Annotated in this window: 21 protein-coding genes and 1 tRNA gene; 19 read left to right on the top strand and 3 right to left on the bottom strand. The window is 59.2% G+C overall.

The genetic code is table 11. The annotated features are described in order from the left end of the window. Nucleotide 1 precedes the first annotated feature (1 nt). The 6 genes from AC07W5_RS26685 (at nucleotide 2) to AC07W5_RS26660 (ending at nucleotide 3,808) form a co-directional block, all read left to right on the top strand. A tRNA-Glu gene (locus tag AC07W5_RS26685) sits at nucleotides 2-77 on the top strand. Nucleotides 78-279: 202 nt separating this feature from the next. Continuing rightward, nucleotides 280-819: a TetR/AcrR family transcriptional regulator gene (locus AC07W5_RS26680; protein ID WP_495011679.1), complete on the top strand. Its 540-nt coding sequence runs from the start codon at nucleotides 280-282 to the stop codon at nucleotides 817-819. A 29-nt stretch (nucleotides 820-848) separates the two neighbouring features. Further along, complete coding sequence (locus tag AC07W5_RS26675; RefSeq protein WP_494994677.1) at nucleotides 849-1,682, top strand: alpha/beta fold hydrolase; 834 nt, start codon at nucleotides 849-851, stop codon at nucleotides 1,680-1,682. A gap of 47 nt (nucleotides 1,683-1,729) precedes the next feature. Then, nucleotides 1,730-2,167 carry an acyl-CoA thioesterase gene (locus AC07W5_RS26670; RefSeq protein WP_494994678.1) on the top strand — a complete coding sequence of 146 codons (438 nt, stop codon included), beginning with the start codon at nucleotides 1,730-1,732 and terminating at the stop codon, nucleotides 2,165-2,167. Between the two features lie 121 nt (nucleotides 2,168-2,288). Next, complete coding sequence (locus AC07W5_RS26665; RefSeq protein ID WP_495024618.1) at nucleotides 2,289-3,248, top strand: tRNA dihydrouridine synthase; 960 nt, start codon at nucleotides 2,289-2,291, stop codon at nucleotides 3,246-3,248. A 113-nt stretch (nucleotides 3,249-3,361) separates the two neighbouring features. Next, entirely contained in the window at nucleotides 3,362-3,808 is a 447-nt protein-coding gene (locus tag AC07W5_RS26660; RefSeq protein ID WP_494994680.1) for an Hsp20 family protein, read from the top strand. 61 nt (nucleotides 3,809-3,869) lie between these two features. On the opposite strand, the gene AC07W5_RS26655 is transcribed toward AC07W5_RS26660, so the two are convergent. Beyond that, nucleotides 3,870-7,160 carry a PAS domain S-box protein gene (locus tag AC07W5_RS26655; RefSeq protein WP_495024617.1) on the bottom strand — a complete coding sequence of 1,097 codons (3,291 nt, stop codon included), beginning with the start codon at nucleotides 7,158-7,160 and terminating at the stop codon, nucleotides 3,870-3,872. 69 nt (nucleotides 7,161-7,229) lie between these two features. Further along, entirely contained in the window at nucleotides 7,230-8,120 is an 891-nt protein-coding gene (locus AC07W5_RS26650) for a LysR family transcriptional regulator (RefSeq protein WP_494994682.1), read from the bottom strand. 147 nt (nucleotides 8,121-8,267) lie between these two features. Here AC07W5_RS26650 and leuC point away from each other — a divergent pair, with 147 nt between their 5' ends. From leuC to AC07W5_RS26615, 7 genes are all read left to right on the top strand, one after another. Then, entirely contained in the window at nucleotides 8,268-9,698 is a 1,431-nt protein-coding gene (gene leuC, locus AC07W5_RS26645) for a 3-isopropylmalate dehydratase large subunit (RefSeq protein ID WP_495024616.1), read from the top strand. A 2-nt stretch (nucleotides 9,699-9,700) separates the two neighbouring features. Continuing rightward, nucleotides 9,701-10,345: a 3-isopropylmalate dehydratase small subunit gene (leuD, locus tag AC07W5_RS26640; protein ID WP_495024615.1), complete on the top strand. Its 645-nt coding sequence runs from the start codon at nucleotides 9,701-9,703 to the stop codon at nucleotides 10,343-10,345. Between the two features lie 147 nt (nucleotides 10,346-10,492). Further along, nucleotides 10,493-11,257: a class I SAM-dependent methyltransferase gene (locus tag AC07W5_RS26635; protein WP_494994685.1), complete on the top strand. Its 765-nt coding sequence runs from the start codon at nucleotides 10,493-10,495 to the stop codon at nucleotides 11,255-11,257. A 60-nt stretch (nucleotides 11,258-11,317) separates the two neighbouring features. Further along, nucleotides 11,318-12,400, top strand: coding sequence for a 3-isopropylmalate dehydrogenase (leuB, locus tag AC07W5_RS26630; protein ID WP_494994686.1), 1,083 nt, complete (start codon nucleotides 11,318-11,320; stop codon nucleotides 12,398-12,400). Between the two features lie 69 nt (nucleotides 12,401-12,469). Continuing rightward, entirely contained in the window at nucleotides 12,470-13,582 is a 1,113-nt protein-coding gene (asd, locus tag AC07W5_RS26625; RefSeq protein ID WP_494994687.1) for an aspartate-semialdehyde dehydrogenase, read from the top strand. Between the two features lie 247 nt (nucleotides 13,583-13,829). Beyond that, nucleotides 13,830-14,840, top strand: coding sequence for an aspartate-semialdehyde dehydrogenase (locus AC07W5_RS26620; RefSeq protein ID WP_495024614.1), 1,011 nt, complete (start codon nucleotides 13,830-13,832; stop codon nucleotides 14,838-14,840). A gap of 209 nt (nucleotides 14,841-15,049) precedes the next feature. Next, nucleotides 15,050-17,638, top strand: a complete 2,589-nt coding sequence (locus AC07W5_RS26615) for a FimV/HubP family polar landmark protein (RefSeq protein ID WP_495024613.1) — start codon at nucleotides 15,050-15,052, stop codon at nucleotides 17,636-17,638. Between the two features lie 97 nt (nucleotides 17,639-17,735). Here the strand turns inward: AC07W5_RS26615 and AC07W5_RS26610 are convergent, their stop codons facing one another. Next, a complete protein-coding gene (locus AC07W5_RS26610; RefSeq protein ID WP_495024612.1) occupies nucleotides 17,736-18,395 on the bottom strand; it encodes a M24 family metallopeptidase in 660 nt (219 codons plus the stop codon). Between the two features lie 230 nt (nucleotides 18,396-18,625). On the opposite strand from AC07W5_RS26610, the gene truA reads away from it, so the two are divergent. The 6 genes from truA (at nucleotide 18,626) to AC07W5_RS26580 (ending at nucleotide 24,081) form a co-directional block, all read left to right on the top strand. Then, nucleotides 18,626-19,450, top strand: coding sequence for a tRNA pseudouridine(38-40) synthase TruA (gene truA / locus AC07W5_RS26605; protein ID WP_494994839.1), 825 nt, complete (start codon nucleotides 18,626-18,628; stop codon nucleotides 19,448-19,450). A gap of 63 nt (nucleotides 19,451-19,513) precedes the next feature. After that, complete coding sequence (locus AC07W5_RS26600; protein ID WP_494994691.1) at nucleotides 19,514-20,137, top strand: phosphoribosylanthranilate isomerase; 624 nt, start codon at nucleotides 19,514-19,516, stop codon at nucleotides 20,135-20,137. Nucleotides 20,138-20,407: 270 nt separating this feature from the next. Next, the gene (gene accD, locus AC07W5_RS26595; protein WP_494994692.1) at nucleotides 20,408-21,328 is read left to right on the top strand and encodes an acetyl-CoA carboxylase, carboxyltransferase subunit beta; all 921 of its coding nucleotides are present in this window, start codon (nucleotides 20,408-20,410) and stop codon (nucleotides 21,326-21,328) included. Then, nucleotides 21,325-22,632, top strand: coding sequence for a bifunctional tetrahydrofolate synthase/dihydrofolate synthase (gene folC, locus AC07W5_RS26590; RefSeq protein WP_495011686.1), 1,308 nt, complete (start codon nucleotides 21,325-21,327; stop codon nucleotides 22,630-22,632). The genes accD and folC overlap by 4 nt, the downstream gene beginning before the upstream one ends. Next, entirely contained in the window at nucleotides 22,616-23,266 is a 651-nt protein-coding gene (locus AC07W5_RS26585; protein WP_495024611.1) for an SPOR domain-containing protein, read from the top strand. Before folC ends, AC07W5_RS26585 begins: the two co-directional genes overlap by 17 nt. A 254-nt stretch (nucleotides 23,267-23,520) precedes the next feature. Further along, on the top strand, nucleotides 23,521-24,081 hold the full coding sequence (locus tag AC07W5_RS26580; RefSeq protein WP_494994695.1) for a CvpA family protein: 561 nt from the start codon (nucleotides 23,521-23,523) through the stop codon (nucleotides 24,079-24,081). Nucleotides 24,082-24,108 lie beyond the last annotated feature (27 nt).

The raw sequence follows: 24,108 nt of genomic DNA, 5'->3' as shown, positions 1-24,108 counted from the left end.
CGTCCCCTTCGTCTAGTGGCCTAGGACACCGCCCTTTCACGGCGGTAACAGGGGTTCGAGTCCCCTAGGGGACGCCACGATTACCCGCTCTGCGGGATTTATAGGGTCATTCAATTATTGAATGGCCCTTTTGTTTGTCTGGCATTCGCCAATTCTCTTATTTCTCTGTCTTCAGCTTTCTGTTCTCAAAGAATGGCTCTTCTGACCAACGGTCACATCAACGACTTGCGAAAATTTATTATGAGAATAATATTTTAATCGTAATATTCGGAGGCAACGATGAACGATAAAAAAGCTCAAACCCGCGAACGTATCTTGAAGGCCGCAAGCGCAGCGCTGATTCAGCGTGGTCCGGCCGAGCCGAGCGTGGGGGAGGTGATGGGTGCCGCCGGGCTTACGGTGGGTGGCTTCTATGCGCACTTTGAAAGCAAGGATGCGCTGATGCTGGAGGCGTTCAGGCAACTGCTCGCTCAGCGCCGTGGCTTGATCGCGCAAATGGATGCCGAGTTGACCGGTGAAGAGCGTCGCGCCTTGGTCGCCGCGTTCTACCTGTCACGCAAGCACCGTGATTCTACCGAACAGGCTTGCCCGATCCCGGCTTCAGTCGGGGAGTTGGGGCGCCTGCCGGACGACTTTCGTCAGGCGCTGAATGAACACCTGGAGTTGATGGTGGCGCAATTGGCGGCCAGTCCGGAAGACACCGACAAGGCTTTGGCCGATATCGCCCTGATGGTTGGTGGTCTGGCTCTGGCTCGTGCCCTGGGTGCCGGAGAGTTATCTGATCGACTGCTACGTGCCGCCAAGTCGGCGGTGCTGTGACCTGAAGCGAAAGCCTGAGGAGATGAGCGATGAGCACTTTAAGCTGGGTTCGTGGCGTTAATGGCACCCTGGGCTGGTTTGCACCGCAGCTGATTGCCCGCAAGATGCGGCTGGCGTTCATGACGCCGCGTGAACTGCCGCCGCGCGATTGGGAGTTGCCGCTGCTGGCGAAGTCCGAGCGAATCACCTTGCGATTCGGGCTTTCGGCGTTGCGCTGGGGCCAGGGTCCAACGGTGTTGTTGATGCATGGTTGGGAAGGACGGCCGACGCAGTTCGCCAGCCTGATCACTGCGCTGGTCGACGCCGGTTACACGGTGGTCGCGCTGGACGGCCCGGCCCACGGTCGATCTCCTGGTCGTGAGGCGAATGTCGTGTTGTTCGCCCGCGCCATGCTTGAGGCTGCCGCTGAGTTGCCACCGCTGCAAGCGGTCATCGGTCACTCCATGGGCGGTGCCAGCGCCATGCTGGCGGTCCAGTTGGGTTTGCGTACTGAAACCCTGGTCAGCATCGCCGCTCCAGCCCGCATACTGGGTGTGTTGCGCGGTTTTGCCCGGTATGTACGCCTGCCGCCCGCGGCGCGTTCGGCATTTATCCGGCAAGTTGAGCAGGAAGTCGGCATGCAGGCGTCTCTGCTCGATGTGGCCCACTATCAATTGGATATGCCAGGGCTGATCGTGCACGCCGAGGATGACTGCTTTGTTCCGGTCAAAGAATCGGAGCTGATTCACGAGGCCTGGTTTGACAGCCGTTTGTTGCGACTGCAAGAGGGCGGCCATCAGCGTGTACTGGCTGACCCGCGTTTGATCGACGGTGTGCTGGCCCTGCTCGCCGGTCGCAGTCTGCAATCGCGCCAAACCGCCTGAGCATCCGTTACACTGCCCCCGAATTCATCTGACCGGGGGAGTAGGGCATGGGCTGGGACCTGGCAACGCCATTTATCATTGATCTGCAGGTGGGGGCCGAAGACATTGACGGGCTCGGGCATGCCAATAACGCGATGTATGTCACCTGGCTCGAGCGCTGTGCCTGGCGTCATTCGCAGCGTTTGGGACTGGACCTGACCGAATACCGACGGCTGGATCGGGCGATGGCGGTGGTCCGCCACGAGATCGACTACCTGGCTGCTGCCTATGAATGTGATGAGCTGCAATTGGCGACCTGGATCGTCGATTGGGATCAGCGTCTGAAAATGACCCGGCGCTTTCAATTGGTCCGCCCAAGCGATAACACCACTTTGCTCCGGGCCCAGACCACTTTTGCCTGTATCGAGCTATCCAGTGGCAGGCCCAAGCGTATGCCCGCTGAGTTTATCGAGGGCTATGGCCCGGCGTTGCAAGTCGCAATCTAGCGCCGATCTGTGGCGAGGGGGTAGGCCCCCTCGCCACAAATGCTGGCGCAACTCTTTCGCCTGAAAACCCAGTAAACTGCCGCACGTTTTTTTTGCCCGCGTTTTTCGTTGAGTGTTATCCATGCAAATTGCTTTGGCGCCCATGGAGGGGTTGGTCGACAACATCCTGCGGGATGTTTTGACCCAGGTTGGCGGGATCGATTGGTGTGTGACCGAATTCATTCGCGTCAATGATCGTCTGCTGACCCCGGCTTACTTTCACAAGCTGGCTCCTGAGTTGCTCAGCGGCGCGAAGACCGCTGCCGGCGTGCCGTTGCGCGTGCAATTGCTCGGCTCAGACCCGGTGTGCCTGGCGGAAAACGCCGCACTGGCCTGCGAGTTGGGCTCGCAAGTCATTGACCTGAACTTCGGCTGTCCGGCCAAGACCGTCAACAAGTCTCGCGGCGGCGCGGTGCTGCTCAAAGAGCCGGAATTGCTGAACGCGATTGTCACCCAAGTCCGTCGCGCGGTGCCGGCGCATATTCCGGTGACCGCCAAGATGCGCCTGGGCTTCGACAGCCCGGACGGCGCGTTGGTGTGTGCAACGGCTCTGGCCGAGGGCGGTGCTGAGCACATCGTCGTGCATGCCCGAACCAAGACCGACGGTTACAAGCCGCCTGCCCATTGGGAGTGGATTCCACGAGTTCAGGACGTGGTCAAAGTACCGGTGTTCGCCAACGGCGATATCTGGAGCGTCGAAGACTGGCGCCGCTGCCGTGAGATCAGCGGTGTCGAAGACATCATGCTCGGTCGCGGACTGGTCTCGCGCCCGGATCTGGCGCGGCAGATAGCCGCTGCGCGGGCCGGTGAGGAGGTTGTCGAGATGTCCTGGGCCGATCTGCAGCCGATGCTTCATGAGTTCTGGGCGCAGGCCGTCGCGCAACTGACGCCACGCTCTGCGCCGGGGCGTTTGAAGCAGTGGCTGGCGATGTTGACACGCAATTACCCTGAAGCGGTTGAGCTGTTCACCGCGATGCGTCGGGAAACCGATCTGGATCAGGTCGGGCGTTTGCTGGGCATTCAGCGCACCGAAGCGGCCTGATTTTTTTCAAAAAAAGCCTCTTGAAATGTGTGGGTCAATCCTTATCTCTTTTATACGCGATGCCGAATTCGGGTCGCGGAGATAACCACTTGCTGAATTTCAGGAGATAGATCATGAGTACTACATTTTCTTTGGCTCCACTGTTCCGTTCTTCGGTTGGCTTCGATCGTTTCAACGATCTGTTCGAGTCGGCGCTACGCAATGAGCCAGGTAGCACCTACCCACCCTACAACGTGGAAAAACACGCGGAAGATCAATACCGTATCGTGATTGCCGCGGCCGGTTTCCAGGAAGAAGACCTGGAGCTGCAAGTCGAAAAAGGCGTATTGACCATCAGTGGCGGCAAGCGCGATACCGGCGAAGACGTTACCTATCTGTATCAAGGTATCGCCCAGCGGGCCTTCAAACTGTCCTTCCGCCTGGCTGACCATATCGAAGTCAAGGCTGCGGGCCTGAGCAATGGTCTGTTGAGCATCGACCTGTTGCGTATCGTGCCGGAAGAGGCGAAAGCCCGGCTCATTCCAATCAATGGAACGCAAAAACCGGCTCTGAAGCACTGATTTTTGCCATATCAGCCAACTGCAATAGAAAGGGCGCCATCGGCGCCCTTTTTTGCGCCCCTCATTTGAGCAGCTTCTTGAACTCGTTCAGCGGTAACGGCCGGCTATGCAGGTAGCCCTGATACAAATGGCAGCCCAGGCCCTGCAAAAACTCAAGCTGCTCATGGGTTTCCACGCCTTCGGCAATCACCGTCAGCTCGAGGCTGAGGGCCATGGCGACGATGGCGCGGATGATTTCCGCGTCGTTCGGGTCGCTGGTTGCGTCGCGGACGAAGGACTGGTCGATTTTCAGCGCATCCACTGGCAGGCGTTTGAGGTAAGTCAGCGAAGAATAGCCGGTGCCAAAATCATCCATGGCAAAGCTCACCCCGAGCTTTTTCAGGCGGCGCATCTTGTTGACGGTGTCATCGAGGTTCTGGATCACGATCCCTTCGGTGATCTCCAGTTTTAGCAGCGAGCAGGGCAGTTGATGGTTGTTCATACTGCGTTCGATGTGTTCGACGAAGTCGTTCTGACGAAATTGCCGTGGACTGATATTCACGCAAAGGCTGAAATTGAGCGGGTCGATCCGGCCCTCATCTATCAGTTGGCGGAAGGCCAGGCAGGCTTCATTGAGAATCCAGGTACCGACTTCCAGAATCAGCCCGCTCTCTTCCAGGACTTTGATGAAATCTGCGGGGGGTTGCGCGCCCAGTTTTGGGTGCTGCCAGCGAACCAGTGCTTCGGCGCCCACTATGCGGTTGTCCCGTGCGTCGACTTGTGGCTGGAAGTGCAGGCTGAACTCGCCTCGTGAGAAGGCCAGGCGCAGGTCGGTTTCCATGCGCAATCGCTCACTGGCGGCTTTTTGCATGGTGCTGTGGAACATTTGCGTGGTATTTCGTCCGGAATCTTTAGCCCGGTAGAGCGCGATGTCCGCGCGCTTGAGCAAATCGCTCGGGGTTGAGCCGTGGTCGGGGATCAGGGCGATGCCGATGCTCGGTGTGACTTGCAACCGTTGACCGTCGAGAAACATGGGTTCGGACAGCAGATCGCGCAAGGTGTCGGCCAGCTCGCGTACTTGATCGCTGACTTCGCCGCGTGAGCCTTCCAGGCCGCTGAGCAATACCACAAACTCGTCGCCGCCAAGGCGCGCGACGGTGTCCTCCATGCGTACGCTGGCTTCAAGCCGGGCGGTAATGATTTTCAGCACCGTATCGCCGACCGGGTGACCGAGGGAGTCGTTGATGTGCTTGAAGTGATCGAGGTCGAGGAACAGCAGGGCGCCACGCAGGCTATGCCGTTTGAGCAGCGCTATCTGCTGGCTCAGGCGGTCCATCAGCAGTGCACGGTTGGGCAGGTTGGTCAGAGGGTCGTGGTAAGCCAGATGGCGGATCTGCGCCTCGGCATTCTTCAAAAGGCTGACGTCCCGCGCCGTCAGTAGCAGGCACGGCGTTTCATTCAGGGTAATGGGCTCGACCGATACCTCCACCGTGAGAATATCCCCGCGCTTGTTACGGCCGAGCATTTCCAGATGATGAACCCGGCCTTTCACCCGCAATTCGGCCAGCAAGGTCGAGCGCTGTTTCTCTTCGGCCCAGATACCGACCTGATACACCGTGCGCCCGATCACTTCATCGGCGCGGTAGCCTGTCAGCCGACAGAAACCGTCATTGACCTCCAGGTAGCACCCGGTGTCGCGTTCGGTGATGGTGATGGCATCGGGGCTTGAGTGGAATGCCTTGGCAAACTTCTCTTCGCTGGCCTTGAGCGCAGCCTCGGAGCGTTGCTGTTGGGTAATGTCGCGCAGAGTGGTCACGATGCAGGGTTGGTCGCCGACGCTGATCTGGCGACTTGAGATCACGCAGGTCAGGGCTTGGCCATTCTTGTGATGAACAATGACCGCGACATTGTTCAGCGCCTGCTCGCGGATGACTTGCTCGATGCGTTGCCGGCGTTGCGCTGAATCGTCCCAGAGCCCGATCTGATCGGCGCTGCGGTCCATGACGTCGGCGGCGGTCCAGCCAAATGTCTGGGTGAAACTGGAGTTGATCTCGATGAACTGGCCGGTGTCCTGGCGTGTCACGCAGATCGGGTCCGGGCTGACCTGGAACAGACTGGCGAATTTCTCTTCGGAGGTGATCAGGCGTTGCTCGCGCTCAACCTGCTCGGTGATGTCCAGCAGGGTGCCGGCCATACGCAATGGATTGCCATCTTCGTCGCGGTAGAGTCGGGCACGGCTTTCCAGGAAGCGCGAGCTGCCGTCTGCCAGCTGCACGCGATAGGTCAGTTGATAGTTGCCGGCCGGTCCTTCGCGCAAGCTGCGGTAGGCATCGCGCATGCTGTCGCGCTCTTCACCGGGGACGCCTTCAAAGAACGCATCGAAGGGTTCGTGAAAAGGCTTGGGGTCCAGACCGTGAAGCTGTGCCGCGCGTGCCGAGCCATAGAGCATGCCGCTGGGAATGTGCCAGTCCCAGGTACCGAGCTGGGCAGAGTCCAGTGCCAGGTCGAGGCGCTCCTGACTGTCTTTGAGGGCTTGTTCGGCATTTTTGCGTTCGGTGGTGTCAAGGAAGGTGCTGAGCAGATAGGGCTGCCCCTCCAGCTCAACTTTTTGTGCACTGAGAATACCATCGTGGATTTGCCCGCTGCTGGCACGAAACTGCACCTCCATGTTGGTCAGTTCACCTTTGGCCTTGGTGGCCTTGACCAACTGCGCGCGTTGCTCCGGATCGACCCAAAGACCCAGCTCCAGTGTGGTGCGGCCGATTGCATCTTGCACTGGCCAGCCGAACAGGCTTTCGAAATATTGATTGGCCTCGCTGATCAGGCCGTCTTCCTGGCGGGTCAGCAGCACCATGTTTGGACACAGATGAAACAGCGTGGCAAAGCGTTTTTCCGAGCTGCTCAAGGCTTGTTCGCGCTGGCGTTGATGGGTGATTTCGCGGATCACGCCGATCATTCGCGGTTTGCCGTTCTTGTCCGGCACCAGGCTGCCGCTGATCTCCAGCCAATGCAGGCTGCCGTCCGGCCAGCGGATTCGGTGGTGCATTGCCTGCTCCAGTGGCGCGCCGGCGACCACCGCATTGAAGGCGCGCATGGCTTTGGCCCGATCCTCGATGGGCACCAGGTCCAGATATTCCAGGTCGGCTGGCAGCGGTTGCCGCGGGTCGAAGCCAAACAAGGCTTGAGTGCCGCGAGACCAGCTGATTTGCCCGCGTTCTATGTCCCAATACCAGGCGCCCAGGCGGGCACCGTTCAGCGCGGCGAGCAATTGCGGGGCGCTCTCCCAGCTCTGTTCCGACGTTTTCGGGTCCAGCGCCTTTATGCGCGGCATAGCGGGCGTGGAGTGGCGAGTGCGGTCAGAGGATTTGTGCATTGGCTGCGGGCCTTGAGCTCAATAGGGCATTTAGCGCGAGGGATCCAGACTATATCGGGTAGGCACAACTTATGCCGGTGTCCCTGGCAAATCGATTTGTGCATCCAATAAGGCCATGAAAGCCCGCGCAGCATTCGACAGCGTCCGTTCGGTGTGCAGGATATAGCCTAGCTGGCGAGTGAGCTGTATGCCCGGTAAAGGAATACGCGCCACCTGATCATCGAGCATGGTACGCGGTAAAACACTCCAGGCCAGGCCGATGGAGACCATCATTTTGATGGTTTCCAGATAATTGGTACTCATGGCGATGTTCGGCGTCAGCCCCTGGGCTTCGAACAGGCGCTGGACAATATGGTGGGTAAAGGTGTTGCCGCCGGGGAATACCGCTGGATGCAGGGCGATATCGGCCAGGCTGACCACTCCATTGCGGACAAGTGGGTGTTCCGGCGCGGCAACGAAGTCCAGCGGGTCATCCCAGACCGGTGTTGCCCGTACCAGTGTGTGCGGCTCCGGTGCAAGGGTGATCACCGCCAGTTCGGCGCGGCCATGGAGGATTTCTTCGTAAGCCACTTCCGAATCGAGGAACTGAATGTCCAGCGCTACGTCCGGATAGCGCCGGGTAAAGGCCCGCAACAACGGTGGCAAGCGGTGCAAGCCGATATGGTGACTAGTCGCCAGAGTCAGACGGCCGGTGACCTCGCCGGTCAGGTTGGTCAGCGCGCGGCGAGTGTCATCCAGCACATTGAGTATCTGATAGGCCCGGGGCAGCAGGGCACGCCCGGCTTCAGTCAGGCCGACTTCACGGCCGAGCCGGTCGAACAATCGCACCTTGAGTTGCTGCTCCAGCCCGGCAATGCGTTTGCTGATGGCCGGCTGCGTCAGGTGCAGGCGTTCGCCGGCACCGGAGAAGCTTCCGGTCTCGGCAATCGCGATAAAGGCATTAAGGTTGGCCAGATCCATGGTTGTATTCCAGATTGTTATCCAAAGCATAAAAAATATGAATTTGAGTTATTTAATGTAACGCCATAGGATCGACCTCACAAGCCAAGGGGTTATTGAAATGCATCAAAACCCGGGGCATAGAAATACGCTGATGAGGACCGTCTGATGGCCGGCAAAACGCTCTACGACAAGCTTTGGGATTCGCATTTGGTTAAGCAGCGCGACGATGGTTCGGCGCTGATTTATATCGATCGTCACATCATTCATGAAGTGACTTCGCCGCAGGCCTTCGAAGGCCTGCGTCTGGCCGGGCGCAAGCCTTGGCGCATCGATGCCAACATCGCGACCCCGGACCACAACGTACCGACCACCCCGGAGCGTAAAGGCGGTATTGAAGCCATCGTCGACCAGGTCTCGCGTTTGCAGGTTCAGACCCTCGATGACAACTGTGATGAATACGGCATCGTCGAATTCAAGATGAACGACATCCGCCAGGGCATCGTCCACGTCATCGGTCCGGAGCAGGGCGCGACCTTGCCGGGCATGACCGTGGTCTGCGGCGACTCCCACACCTCGACTCACGGCGCATTTGGTGCCCTGGCTCACGGGATCGGCACTTCCGAGGTCGAGCATGTGCTCGCCACTCAGTGTCTGGTTGCGAAAAAAATGAAAAACATGTTGGTTTCCGTTGAAGGCCAATTGCCTTTCGGCGTGACGGCCAAGGACATCGTCCTCGCGGTGATCGGCAAGATCGGCACCGCCGGCGGCAACGGCCACGCCATCGAGTTTGCCGGTAGCGCGATTCGCGACTTGTCGGTGGAAGGCCGCATGACCATCTGCAACATGTCCATCGAAGCCGGTGCACGGGTTGGTCTGGTCGCCGCGGACGAAAAAACTGTCGCCTACGTCAAGGGCCGTCCGTTTGCTCCGAAGGGCGCGGAATGGGACCTGGCGGTCGAAGCCTGGAAAGATCTGGTGTCCGACACTGATGCGAAGTTCGACACCATCGTTGAGCTCGACGCAACGCAGATCAAGCCGCAAGTCAGCTGGGGCACGTCTCCGGAAATGGTGCTCGCGGTCGATCAGAACGTGCCGGACCCGGCGAAAGAGATGGATCTGGTAAAACGCGGTTCCATCGAGCGTGCCTTGAAGTACATGGGTTTGAGCGCCAATCAGGCGATCACCGATATCCAGTTGGACCGTGTGTTCATCGGTTCTTGCACCAACTCGCGGATCGAAGATTTGCGCGCTGCGGCGGTGATCGCCAAGGGCCGCAAAGTGGCCTCGACCATCAAGCAGGCGATCGTGGTGCCGGGCTCGGGTCTGGTGAAGGCGCAGGCTGAGTCGGAAGGTCTGGACAAGATTTTCATCGAGGCCGGTTTCGAATGGCGTGAACCAGGCTGCTCGATGTGTCTGGCAATGAACCCGGACCGTTTGGAGTCGGGCGAGCACTGCGCATCGACCTCCAACCGCAACTTCGAAGGCCGTCAGGGTGCCGGTGGTCGTACGCACCTGGTCAGCCCGGCGATGGCTGCAGCGGCGGCCGTCAACGGTCGTTTCATCGATGTCCGTGAATTGATCCAGGGAGCGCAGTAATCATGAGAGCTTTTACCCAGCACACTGGTCTTGTCGCGCCTTTGGATCGTGCCAACGTCGACACCGATCAGATCATTCCCAAGCAGTTTCTCAAGTCGATCAAGCGCACCGGCTTTGGCCCGAACCTGTTCGATGAGTGGCGTTACCTGGATGTGGGGCAACCATATCAGGACAACTCCAAGCGTCCGTTGAACAAGGAGTTCGTGCTCAACGCCGAACGTTATCAAGGCGCCAGCGTGTTGCTCGCCCGGGAGAACTTCGGTTGCGGCTCGAGCCGCGAGCATGCGCCATGGGCACTGGAAGAATATGGCTTTCGCAGCATCATCGCGCCGAGCTACGCCGACATCTTCTTCAACAACAGCTTCAAGAACGGCTTGTTGCCGATCATCTTGAGCGATGCCGAAGTCGATGAGCTGTTCCAGCAGGTCGAGTCCAACCCGGGCTACCAGCTGCAGATCGACCTGCAAGCCCAGACGGTGACCCGTCCGGACGGCAAGGTATTGAGTTTCGAGATTGACGCGTTCCGCAAACACTGCCTGATCAACGGTCTGGACGATATCGGCTTGACCCTGCAGGACCATGAAGCGATTGCCGCCTTCGAAGCCAAACATCGTGCGAGCCAGCCGTGGTTGTTTCGCGACGCGTGATTGATTCGAAATTGTTGTAGGCAGTTGCGGCCTCATCGCGAGCAAGCTCGGCTCCTGCAAGGGAGTGCGTTGCCCTGGTAGGAGCCGAGCTTGCTCGCGAAGACGGCCGCACAGACAACACAAAGCTCGCCCCCAAAGGAAATCAGCATGACCAGTAATGCCCATAGCCAAGTGGTACAAAAGCAATTCGGTGAACAGGCCGCGGCCTATCTGAGCAGCGCCGTGCACGCTCAAGGCACCGAGTTCGCGTTGCTACAGGCCGAGCTGGCCGGGCGCTCAGATGCAAAAGTTCTGGATCTGGGTTGCGGCGCCGGTCATGTCAGTTTTCATGTCGCGGCGTTGGTGAACGAGGTCGTGGCTTACGACCTGTCTCAGCAGATGCTCGACGTGGTGGCTGGCGCGGCGGTCGATCGGGGGCTGAGCAATGTCACTACAGTGCTGGGCGCTGCCGAGCGTCTGCCGTTCGCCGATGGCGAGTTCGATTTCGTTTTCAGCCGGTATTCGGCGCACCACTGGAGCGATCTCGGTCTGGCCCTGCGCGAAGTGCGGCGGGTGCTCAAGCCGGGCGGGGTAGCTGCGTTTATCGATGTGATGTCGCCGGGTAGCCCGTTGTTCGACACTTACCTGCAAAGCGTCGAAGTGCTGCGCGACACCAGTCACGTGCGCGATTATTCTGCCGGTGAGTGGTTGCGTCAGGTCAGCGAAGCGGGTTTGCATACCCGCAGCACGACTCGCCAGCGTCTGCGTCTGGAGTACACCTCCTGGGTCGAGCGTATGCGTACGCCTCAGGCGCTGCGGGTGGCGATCCGTGAGTTGCAGCAGGCCATGGGCGCTGAGGTGCGCGAGTATTTTGAGATTGAGGCCGACGGTTCGTTCAGTACGGATGTACTGGTGCTGTGGGCCGAACGATAGAATTTTTCCCCGGTGAACCCGCGAGCCTGCGGGCACGCCGACAGATGAAATGAGGAAAGCATGAGCAAGCAGATTCTGATTCTCCCGGGTGACGGTATTGGTCCGGAAATCATGGCCGAAGCGGTCAAGGTGCTGGAACTGGCCAACGACAAGTATCAGTTGGGTTTTGAGCTGAGCCATGACGTGATCGGCGGCGCAGCCATCGACAAGCACGGCGTGCCGTTGGCTGATGAAACCCTGGAGCGCGCTCGTGCTGCCGATGCGGTGCTGCTCGGCGCCGTGGGCGGACCGAAGTGGGACAAGATCGAGCGTGACATCCGTCCTGAGCGCGGATTGCTGAAGATTCGTGCGCAACTGGGGCTGTTCGGCAATCTGCGCCCGGCGATCCTTTACCCGCAATTGGCCGATGCATCGAGCCTCAAGCCGGAAATCGTCTCTGGCCTGGATATCCTGATCGTCCGCGAACTGACCGGCGGTATCTATTTCGGCGCGCCCCGTGGCACCCGCGAGCTGGAAAATGGTGAGCGTCAGGCCTACGACACGCTGCCCTACAGCGAAAGCGAGATCCGTCGTATCGCCCGTGTCGGTTTCGACATGGCGCGAGTACGCGGCAAAAAGCTCTGCTCGGTGGATAAAGCCAACGTACTGGCATCCAGTCAGCTGTGGCGTGAAGTCGTTGAGCAAGTGGCCAAGGACTACCCGGACGTCGAGCTGAGCCACATGTACGTCGACAATGCCGCGATGCAGCTGGTGCGTGCACCCAAGCAATTCGACGTGATTGTCACCGACAACCTGTTTGGCGATATCCTGTCTGACGAAGCGTCGATGCTCACCGGTTCCATCGGCATGCTGCCGTCGGCGTCGCTGGATGCCAACAACAAGGGCATGTACGAGCCGTGCCACGGTTCGGCGCCGGACATCGCGGGGCAGGGCATTGCCAACCCGCTGGCGACCATTTTGTCGGTATCAATGATGCTGCGTTACAGCTTCAATCTGCTGGACGCCGCCGATGCCATCGAGAAGGCCGTGAGCCTGGTACTGGATCAAGGTTTGCGCACCGGCGACATCTGGTCGAACGGTTGCACTAAAGTCGGTACGCAGGAAATGGGTGACGCAGTAGTCGCCGCGCTGCGGAATCTGTAATCTCTCGGGCCCGCTGCCACTTTCACCCATGAAAGCAGCGGCCCACTTTTTCAAGAAGGTGTAGTTGCGATGAAACGTGTAGGTCTGATCGGTTGGCGCGGTATGGTCGGTTCCGTGCTCATGCAGCGGATGCTGGAAGAGCAGGATTTCGATCTTATCGAGCCGGTGTTTTTCACCACTTCCAATGTCGGTGGCCAAGGCCCGTCCGTGGGCAAGGACATTGCTCCGCTGAAGGATGCTTACAGCATTGAAGAGCTGAAAACCCTCGACGTGATTCTGACCTGCCAGGGTGGCGACTACACCAGCGAAGTCTTCCCGAAACTGCGCGAAGCCGGCTGGCAGGGTTACTGGATCGACGCCGCTTCCAGCCTGCGCATGCAGGATGACGCGGTGATCGTGCTGGATCCGGTGAACCGCAAGGTCATCGATCAGCAGCTCGACGCGGGCACCAGGAACTACATCGGCGGCAACTGCACCGTCAGCCTGATGCTGATGGGCCTGGGCGGTCTGTTCGAAGCCGGTCTGGTGGAGTGGATGAGCGCCATGACGTATCAGGCGGCCTCCGGTGCCGGCGCGCAGAACATGCGTGAACTGATCAAACAGATGGGCGCTACCCACGCCGCTGTCGCCGATGAACTGGCCAACCCGGCCAGCGCCATCCTCGACATCGACCGTAAAGTGGCCGAAGCCATGCGCAGCGACGCTTACCCGACCGAAAATTTCGGTGTGCCGTTGGCCGGCAGCCTGATCCCGTGGATCGACAAAGAGCTGCCGAACGGTCAGAGCCGTGAAGAGTGGAAGGCCCAGGCCGAGACCAACAAGATCCTCGGTCGCTTCAAGAGCCCGATCCCGGTGGACGGCATTTGCGTGCGCATTGGCGCCATGCGCTGCCACAGCCAGGCGTTGACCATCAAACTGAACAAAGACGTGCCGATTGCCGATATCGAAGGGCTGATCAGCCAGCACAACCCTTGGGTCAAACTGGTGCCGAACCAGCGCGAGATCAGCATGCAGGAGCTGAGCCCAACCAAGGTCACCGGCACCCTGAACGTACCGGTGGGCCGTCTGCGCAAGCTGAACATGGGGTCGCAGTTCGTCGGTGCTTTCACCGTCGGCGACCAACTGCTGTGGGGCGCGGCCGAGCCGCTGCGTCGCATGTTGCGGATTCTGCTTGAGCGTTGATCGTTTGAAGCATTGAAAAAACCCGTGTCTCGAAAGAGATGCGGGTTTTTTTATGATGCAGTGATCGTTCCCACGCTCTGCGTGGGAATGCATCCCGTGACGCTCCGCGTCACATCTACGGCGGACGCAGAGCGTCCATGGCGGCATTTCCACGCAGGAGCGTGGAAACGATCGGTATTGTGACGAATTGCCTAGGCATCTCTCGACCGGTAAAGTGCCGCTCCCCCGTTTCGCCTGAGGTAGCAACATGAGCCAGTCCTTTGATATTGCCGTGATCGGCGCCACCGGTACTGTCGGCGAAACACTCGTCCAGATTCTCGAAGAGCGTGATTTCCCTGTCGCCAACTTGTACCTGCTGGCCAGCAGCGAGTCGGCCGGGCACTCGGTGCCGTTCCGCGGCAAGAACATGCGAGTGCGTGAAGTCGACGAATTCGACTTCAGCAAGGTTCAGTTGGTGTTCTTCGCTGCGGGTCCCGCGGTTACGCTGAGTTTCGCGCCACGTGCTACAGCCGCCGGTTGTGCGGTGATCGATTTGTCCGGTGCCTTGCCCGCCGCGCAAGCGCCGCAGGTCGTTCCGGAAACCAACGGCCAGGTGCTGGCCGGGCTGAAAAAACCAGTACAACTGAGCAGCCCAAGTGCATCGGCCACTGCGTTGGCGGTAGTGTTGGCGCCGTTGCGTGGTTTGCTCGATATTCAACGCATCAACCTGACGGCCTGCCTGGCCGTTTCCGCGCAAGGTCGCGAAGCCGTTCAAGAGCTGGCCCGGCAAACCGCCGAACTGCTTAATGTCCGCCCGTTGGAGCCGCGATTCTTTGATCGGCAGATGGCGTTCAACCTGCTGGCTCAAGTTGGCACCCCTGATGCTCAAGGCCACACGTTGTTGGAAAAGCGCCTGGTCAGGGAGCTGCGTGAGGTCCTGGCGCAGCCTTTGTTAAAGATTTCTGTTACCTGTGTTCAAGCCCCGGTGTTTTTTGGCGATAGCTTTAGCGTGACCTTGCAGTCTGCGACCGATATCGACCTGGTGCAGGTCAACGCGGCGTTGGACGCGGCTGCGGGCATCGAACTGGTCGAAGCGGGTGATTACCCGACGGCGGTCGGCGATGCGGTGGGGCAGGATGTAGTGTATGTCGGACGGGTTCGGACCAGTGTCGATGACCCGGCGGAACTTAATCTGTGGCTGACGTCAGATAACGTACGCAAAGGTGCCGCGCTGAACGCTGTGCAGTTGGCTGAGTTGTTGATAAAAGACCTTCTGTAAAAGATACTTGGCAACAATTTGCATAATGATTCTGGCCGGGCAGTATGCTCGGCTGGTTGTTGCTGGAGGTGAGCCGCTTTACGGGGCTTCCAGGGGCATGAATGAAATAATCGCGTGCAGGTCACGTTCATCACTGCACGCAATGCCTTACGGCAGCGGCTACTACACCTTCTCGCTAGCCGAGGAGTGTTCAAACAAAGGATGAGGCAATGGTTCAAGTTCGCAAACTGGTGTTAGCAATTGCGGCCGCCTCGGCGCTGTCCTCCGGTATGGCGCAGGCCCTTGGACTCGGCGAGTTGACCCTGAAGTCGACTCCGAACCAGCCGCTGGTGGCAGAAATCGAACTGCTTGATGTCAAGGACCTCACCGCTGCCGAAGTAGTGCCGAGCCTGGCGTCATCGGAAGAGTTCGCCAAGGCTGGTGTCGACCGTCAGGCATTCCTCAATGACCTGACCTTCACCACGGTACTCAATGCCAGTGGCAAAAGCGTTTTGCGCGTGACTTCGAGCAAGCCGCTGTCCGAGCCGATGGTCAAGTTTCTGGTGCAGGTGATGTGGCCTAGCGGCCGTCTGCTGCGTGATTACAGCGTGTTGCTGGATCCTTCGAAGTTCTCCCCGCAAACCGCTGAAGCCGCTGCTCAGTCCGCGCCAGCTCCAGCTGCTGCGGTCACCGCTCCGCTCACCGGGGCAGGCAAGCCTGCGCAATACACCACTACGCGGCGCGACACCCTTTGGGAGATTGCCGCGAAGGCTCGTAACGGCGGTTCGGTCCAGCAGACCATGCTGGCAATTCAGGCATTGAACCCGGATGCCTTTATCGACGGCAATATCAATCGGTTGAAAGCCGGTCAGGTATTGCGTTTGCCGGCCCCTGAGCAAATTACCAGCCTGCCGCAGCCTAAGGCTGTTGCCGAAGTCGCCGCGCAGAATACTGCCTGGCGCCAGGGCCGTCGCCTGGCCTCGCGCCCGCAGCAGCTGGACGCCACCAAGCGTGCGCGTGGCGATACCGCGCCGTCGCAAACAGCAGCCAAAGATAATTTGAGTCTGGTTTCCGCGGATTCCGGCAAAGCGCGTGGCAAAGGCGCGGCTGGCGACAGCAAAGCGCTGAGCAACAAGCTCGCCGTCACTCAGGAAAGCCTCGATTCGACCCGGCGCGACAATGCCGAATTGAAAAGTCGCATGACGGATCTGCAAAGCCAGCTGGACAAACTCCAGCGCTTGATCGAGCTGAAGAACAATCAGTTGGCCAAGATGCAAGCCGAAGGCGCGGACGCTGCCAAGCCTTCGGTGGCGATGCCGGCCGAGTTGGTCGCACATTCTCAGGCTGCGGTGACGCCACCGGCAGACGCGGCGCCAGTACCGGCGCCTGACGCTGCCAAACCTGCAGCGGTACCTGCCGAGACGCCGATTCAAGCGGCGACCCCGGCCGCGCAAGAGTCGAAATACAATGATTTGCTGACCAATCCAGTCCTGTTGGGGCTGATTGGTGGCGGTGCGGTGGTGGTTCTGCTGTTGCTGCTGCTGTTGGCGCGTCGTCGCAAAGCTCAGCAAGAGGCCGAAAAGCATATGCGCATGGCCCGTGCCTTGTCAGAGGAAGCTGAGTTTTCCAGCGATCTGGACCTGCCGGAAAGCAGCTTCGAAGGTCTTGAAGTTCCACCGCCGAGCGTCAAGCTCGCTCCAGCTCCGATCGCGCCCGTTGTAGTTGTAGCGCCCATTGCCGCACCGTTGGTAGCGCCAGCGGCTGAGCGTTCGGACGACGTTCTGGCGCAAGCGCAATCGCACATCGATCGCGGTGCCTTGAATCAGGCTGCCGAGATTCTGGAAGTGGCCATCAAGCAGGAACCGCAGCGCAGTGACTTGCGCTTGAAACTGATGGAAGTCTATGGCGCACAGGGCGATCGTGACGCGTTTGTCGCTCAAGAGCGTCAGTTGGTCGCCAATGGCAAGAATCATGCTGAAGTCGAACAGCTGAAAAGCCGTTTCCCGTCGATGGTTGCAGTGGCAGCCGTCGCAGGTATCGGCGCGGCGGCGGTGGCTGCTGCGCTGGACGCACAATACGTCAAAGATCTGCTGCTTGATGAGCCTGAGGCGCCAGCCCCGGCCGCAATGGATGATGAGTTTGATACTGCCTTTGATCTGAGTCTGGATGATCTGGAAGCGGCTTCTCCTGCGGTGGTCGTGCCTGAGCCTGAGCTTGAAGCCTTTCCGCTGGATGATGATTTGAGCTTCGAATCGGTGTTGCAGCAGCAGGCCGAAGCGAAGGAGAGCCTGGACGATCTGTCGGATTTCGATCTTGATCTGGGCGGTGACATGCCAGCCGACGCGCTGGCCGATGACGAGTTCCTGTTGAGCCTTGACGATGACCTGAAAGACCTGCCGGTAACTGAAGTGCCGACGGTTACCACGGCGCCGATCGATGATCTGGAGCTGCCGGCTGATTTCGATCTGTCTCTGTCCGATGAGCTCGATGCGCACACCGAGCCGGATGCGTTCGCTGTGGAGCTTGATCACGTCAACGCCGAGCTGGATCGTCTATCGCAAAGTCTGAAGCAGCCGCCTATCTCAGAGTCGTTCGCCGGGCCAAGCTTCACGGTCGAGGACGCAGCGATCGACACTGACGAGCCTGAGTTCGATTTCCTCTCGGGTACCGATGAGGTCGCTACCAAGCTGGACCTGGCTCAGGCTTACATCGACATGGGCGACAGCGATGGTGCACGGGATATCCTCAGTGAAGTGATCACTGAGGGTGATGACAGTCAGAAAAGCGAAGCCAAGGAAATGCTGGCACGTTTGGCCTGATACATCGCACCCGCTTTAACGACAACGGCAGCCATTGAGGCTGCCGTTGTTGTTTCTGTGGTCGCTAGACCTCTAATACCCCATGCCAGTGTGCGAGTCAGGCCAGCAAATCCTCATAAAATGCCCCAAACGGACGAGTAGGGTGGGCGATCTGGATTTCCAGAATCCACAGGCCAACATCGGGGCAGGCTTCGAAATTTCCCAGATCCCCGGCGCGATAGATGGCGTGGGGGAAATCACTGACGCGATGGCCTTTGATGTCCAGGTTCAGTACCCATCCCATGGCCGTTGCCTGCGCCTCGGCGTAGCGATACAACTCAGGCCCGGCTACCTGATGGGTTCGCCAATAGTCGTGAACCTGATCAAACAGGGTTTTGGCAGCCGTGGCGCAAGCGTGCATCTCTGGATCGTTGCCGGTGGTGAAGGTTGCGCCGCAGTCCCCCTCATGCTGATCCCAGACCACGCCCAGGTCGATAAAGAAAATATCGTTGTCACCCAGTGTCGGATCGCCTTCGGAGCGCTGTTTGAATGTTTTTAAAGTGTTTTCGCCGAAACGGATCAGCAGTGGATGCCAGATGCGGTCCATGCCCAGTTCTTGCAAAACCTCCGGGCCCAGCGCTTTGGCTTCGGATTCAAGCATGCCGGGCTTGATGCGTCTGGCCATCTCTTCGATGGCTTCCCAGGTCTTGCGTTTGGCGTGGCGCATGCCTTCCAGGCTATAGGCCAGGCCAACGGCTTCTTTGTTTATGGCGGTCATCGATCAGGTCTCGGTAAGGGGTTTTTTTGATCTTCGTTGTATATAAATATATATAGCGATGTCGTTGGGCAGGATGCAATCGTTGCGTGAGGTGGCGATCAAAAAGTTGAAGTCTGAAACTAAAAACGGCGTGAACATGGCGTCTCGGTCTCGCGGCCTTATAATGGACACCTTTGCGTAAATCAGCAGGCTGTAAGTCCTTGGCAAATATAGATAACGCGGCCGCCGAAATGGCGGCCGCAGGCTTTTCCAGAATCGCTTTGGGTGTTGAATACAAAGGTTCGCGTTATTGCGGCTGGCAGCGTCAGGCTTCCGGCGTTTTGACGGTGCAGGAAACCCTTGAAAATGCCTTGTCCAAAGTCGCCGACTCTCCGGTATCGCTGATGTGTGCCGGCCGTACCGACGCCGGCGTGCATGCCTGCGGGCAAGTAGTGCATTTCGATACCCAGGCCGAACGCTCGATGAAGGCCTGGGTCATGGGGGCCAACATCAATCTGCCCCACGATATCAGCGTGAGCTGGGCCAAGGTCATGCCTGCCGATTTCCATGCACGCTTCAAGGCGATTGCCCGGCGCTACCGTTATGTGATTTACAACGATCAGATTCGCCCGGCGCATTTGAATCAGGAAATTACCTGGAACCATCGCCCGCTGGATGTACAGCGTATGGCCGAAGCCGCCGAGCATCTGGTCGGGACTCACGATTTCAGTGCGTTTCGCGCCGGTCAGTGCCAGGCCAAGTCACCGATCAAGAAGCTCCATCATCTGCGTGTGACCCAGCACGGCAAGATGATCGTGCTGGATATCCGTGCCGGTTCATTTCTGCATCATATGGTGCGTAATATCGCTGGGGTGCTGATGACCATCGGCGCCGGTGAGCGGCCGGTGGAGTGGGCCAGGGAAGTGCTCGAAAGCCGTATTCGTCGAACCGGTGGCGTGACCGCCCATCCGTACGGGCTGTATCTGGTACAGGTTGAGTACCACGACGAGTTCCAATTGCCCGAGCGTTTCATTGGCCCGCATTTCCTGACCGGCTTCTCGGAACTTGACGGCTGACGCCCGGAAAAGCATTTGTTACCATCCGGGACTTTCTCGGATCAGCCCTGAGGTTCAAACGACATGTCAGCCGTTCGCAGCAAGATTTGCGGGATTACCCGCATAGAAGACGCCTTGGCAGCCGTCGACGCCGGGGCGGATGCGATTGGTTTTGTGTTTTACGCCAAAAGCCCTCGGGCGGTGAGTGTGCAGCAGGCGCGGGCGATCATTGCGGCGTTGCCGCCATTCGTGACCACTGTCGGTTTGTTCGTCAATGCCAGTCGTTGTGAACTGGGCGAAATTCTCGATGCCGTGCCGCTGGACCTGCTGCAGTTTCATGGCGACGAAACGCCGTCCGATTGCGAGGGTTATCACCGGCCCTACATCAAGGCGCTGCGGGTCAAGGCCGGCGATGACATCGCTGCCAGGTGCGAGGCTTATGCGGGTGCCAGCGGGATATTGCTGGATACCTATGTCGAAGGCGTTCCTGGAGGTACCGGAGAAGCGTTCGACTGGTCGTTGGTGCCGCAGGGCCTGAGCAAGCCGATCATCCTCGCCGGAGGTCTGTCGGCGACGAATGTGGCTGAGGCCATCGCCCGGGTCCATCCGTATGCGGTGGACGTCAGTGGCGGGGTGGAGCAGAGCAAAGGCATCAAGGATCACGCAAAGATTCGTGCGTTTATTCAGGCCGTACGTAGCAGCAGCTAGTCGATGTGACGGCTGGCAGTCTGCCGCCGTCCATAACACCACTGTACACAACAGGCTTGGCACCGTCCCTGGACGGGCCGAAATTAAAGTGGCAGCCGCTCTGGAGCGGCTGCCGGGATGGCTGAGGATTTGTTCGGTTACACGCAGGTCAAGCCTCGCGCTGACCGCGGTAACCAACGGATCATCGCCGCACACATGAATTTAGCTCAAGGGCATGCGCGGGGCTGCGAACGTCAAATGTTCGGGCCGCCGGTACTGGAGAAAGAAAGCATGAGCAACTGGTTAGTAGACAAACTGATCCCTTCGATCATGCGTTCCGAGGTGAAGAAAAGTTCGGTGCCTGAAGGTTTGTGGCACAAATGCCCGTCCTGCGACGCCGTGCTGTATCGTCCGGAGCTGGAAAAGACCCTGGATGTTTGCCCCAAGTGCAACCACCACATGCGTATTGACGCTCGCGCTCGTATCAATATCTTCCTCGATGCTGAAGGTCGTGCCGAACTGGGTGCTGACCTGGAGCCAGTGGATCGTCTGAAATTTCGCGACGGCAAAAAATACAAGGATCGTCTGACCGCGGCTCAGAAGCAGACCGGCGAGAAAGACGCGCTGATCTCCATGAGCGGTACTCTGCTGGGTATGCCTGTGGTGGTCTCGGCGTTCGAGTTCTCCTTCATGGGTGGCTCGATGGGCGCCATCGTTGGTGAGCGTTTTGTTCGTGCCGCCAACTACGCGCTGGAAAACCGCTGCCCGATGATCTGCTTTGCTGCTTCCGGCGGTGCGCGGATGCAGGAAGCGCTGATTTCTCTGATGCAAATGGCCAAGACCTCGGCGGTTCTGGCGCGTCTGCGTGAAGAAGGTCTTCCGTTCATCTCCGTTCTTACCGACCCGGTCTATGGTGGGGTTTCCGCCAGTCTGGCGATGCTCGGTGACGTCATCGTCGCTGAGCCCAAGGCCCTGATCGGCTTCGCCGGCCCGCGTGTGATCGAGCAGACCGTGCGTGAAAAACTGCCGGAAGGCTTCCAGCGCAGTGAGTTCCTGCTGGAGCACGGCGCCATCGACATGATCATTGCTCGTCAGGAGCTACGCCCGCGTCTGGGTAACCTGCTGGCGCAAATGATGGGCCTGCCGACGCCGGTATTCATTGCCGCCCCGGTCGAGTCGATCGCGATCCCTCCGGTGCCTGCAAACCTATGATCGAACGTACCCTTGGCGACTGGCTCGCCTACCTTGAGCAATTACATCCGTCGGCCATAGACATGGGGCTGGAGCGCTCGCAAGAGGTAGCGTCCCGGATGGGGCTGGGCAAGCCGGCGCCTCGGGTGATCACGGTAACGGGTACCAACGGCAAAGGTTCTACCTGTGCGTTCGTGGCTTCCTTGCTGCGAGCGCAGGGACTCAAGGTCGGCGTCTACAATTCGCCGCATCTGCTGCGCTACAACGAGCGGGTGCAGGTCAATGGCGTCGAAGCCACTGACGCTGAACTGTGCGAGGCCTTCGTGGCGGTCGAGTCCGGTCGCCGCGAAATCTCCCTGACTTATTTCGAGATGGGCACCCTGGCGGCGTTCTGGCTGTTCCAGCGTGCCGGTCTCGATGCCGTGGTGCTGGAAGTCGGTCTGGGTGGTCGTCTGGATGCGGTCAATCTGATCGATGCCGATCTGGCACTGGTCACCAGCATCGGCGTCGATCACGCTGACTGGTTGGGTAATACCCGTGAGTCGGTGGCTTTCGAAAAGGCCGGCATATTCCGCCAGGGCGCGCCTGCGCTCTGCGGCGATCTCAATCCTCCTCAACCCTTGCTGGACAAAGCGCGCGAGCTGAGTTGCCCGTTTTTCCTGCGTGGTCGCGATTTCGATCTGGGTATCACCGAGCATAACTGGCAGTGGCGTGGCCTGGATGCGCAAGGTGGTGTTGTCGAGTTGCATGATTTGCCTCTGCTCGATCTGCCGATGGAAAACGCGGCGCTGGCATTGCAGGCTTACCTGTTGCTCGGTTTGCCCTGGCAGGCGAAGCAAATTGTCGAGGCGCTGAAAGCCACTCAGGTGGTTGGTCGCCTCGATCGGCGTCAGTTTGATTGGCACGGCAAGCGTCTGAATGTGCTGCTGGATGTGGGACACAACCCGCATGCAGCGGAGTATCTGGCCCATCGCCTGGCTCGCCGCCCGTTGGCAGGCAGGCGTCTGGCGGTGTTTGGTTTGCTGGCTGACAAGGACCTCGATGGAGTTCTTGCGCAGTTGAGTGGTAGTGTCCAGCAGTGGGCTGTTGCCCCGCTGGATTCTGCGCGCAGTCGCCCGGTCGAAGATCTGCAGGCGGCCTTGCAGAACCTTGGTGCGTCGGTGACGTCCTACGAAAGTGTCGCTGCCGCGCTGGAAGGGCAGTGTGCCCAAGCGGCGGCCGAGGATGAAATTCTGTTGTTTGGATCATTTTATTGTGTTGCCGAGGCGCTCCAATGGTTAGCCCGGCGCTCCACGGAGGAGGCTGCAAATGGCTTTGCTGGATAACGTTTACAAGCAGCGCATGGTCGGAGCACTGGTCCTGGTGGCGTTGGCGGTAATCTTCTTGCCGATGCTGTTTTCCCGTCAGGATGAGCAGCGTCAGATAACCGTTGACGCCCCGGCCAAGCCTCAAGCGCCTGCGGTGCAGCAAGTGCAGGTTGAGCCAGTGGTCGTGCCTGAGCCGCAAAGTCTGCCGCAAGAGCCGGTTCCCAGTGATGACGAGATCGCTGATCAGGCGGTGCCGGCCAAGCCGGTCGCGCCGATGACTCCAGTCCCGGCGCCGGTCGTAGCCAGCAAGCCTGTAGCTCCCGCGCCGGCACCAAAACCTGCAGCAGCCCAGCCTGTTGCACCGGCGCCGAGCAAGCCCGATGTGAGCCAAAGTCGCATCGATGCCAATGGTCTGTCAGTCAGCTGGTCGGTTCAATTGGCCAGTCTGTCCAGTCGGGAAAGTGCCGAGAGCTTGCAGAAATCCCTGCGCAGCCAGGGTTACAACGCCTATATCCGTTCTGCAGATGGCAAGAACCGGGTGTTCGTCGGGCCGCTGATCGAGCGCGCTGAAGCCGATCGTCTGCGCGACTTGCTGGGTCGTCAGCAGAACCTCAAGGGGTTTGTGGTGCGTTTCCAGCCTGAGCGCGGCTGAAGCCACGTTGCTCGTAGCAGCTGGCGCAGCCTGCGTCCGGCTGCGCAGCAGTCATAAGTCCGGCTTGCCTGAATGACCGAGATGCCTGGTATTGCGACTGCTGAGCAGCTGGACGCAACCTTCGCCAGCGGCTACGCAGGTCGTGTTATCGGCTGACGCTATCTCATTGATTTGAAATGCACTGACAATCGCAGCTTACCGACAGGCATGCGCTCTGCTAAAATGCGCCGCCTTATCCGTCTGTAGGCTGCACTGTGCTATTTACCTGGGTTGACTGGGCGATCGTTGCAATCATCGCCATCTCCGCTTTGATCAGTTTGAGTCGCGGCTTCGTCAAAGAAGCACTGTCGCTGCTCACCTGGATCATCGCAGGAATCGTAGCCTGGATGTTCGGTGGCTCATTGTCCCAGTACCTCGCCGGATACATCGAAACACCTTCGGCTCGCGTGATCGCGGGTTGTGCCATCATGTTTGTCGCCACCTTACTGGTAGGCGCCATGATCAATTATCTTATCAGCGAGCTGGTTCGTGTCACCGGCCTGTCCGGGACCGACCGGTTTCTCGGCACGGCCTTCGGTGCCGCGCGTGGCGCGTTGCTGGTGGTCGTGGCGGTCGGGCTGTTGAGCCTGGGTCCGGTACAGCAGGATTCGTGGTGGCAGGAGTCACGACTCGTGCCAAAATTTCTATTGGTCGCAGACTGGTCCAAAAACCTGATCCTGGGGTGGAGCAGTCAGTGGCTTGCCAGCGGTATCAGCGTACCCGCTGAAGTACCGTTCAAGGAATACCTCTTGCCGACGGCCAAAACGCCTCAGTGAGATGTGTTCAGTTCAGATTCATTAAGT

This window comes from Pseudomonas sp. GW821-FHT01E05, from assembly GCF_059422425.1.
The sequence above is the reverse complement of the archived record's forward strand: the minus strand, read 5'-3'. Positions and strand labels throughout refer to the sequence as shown.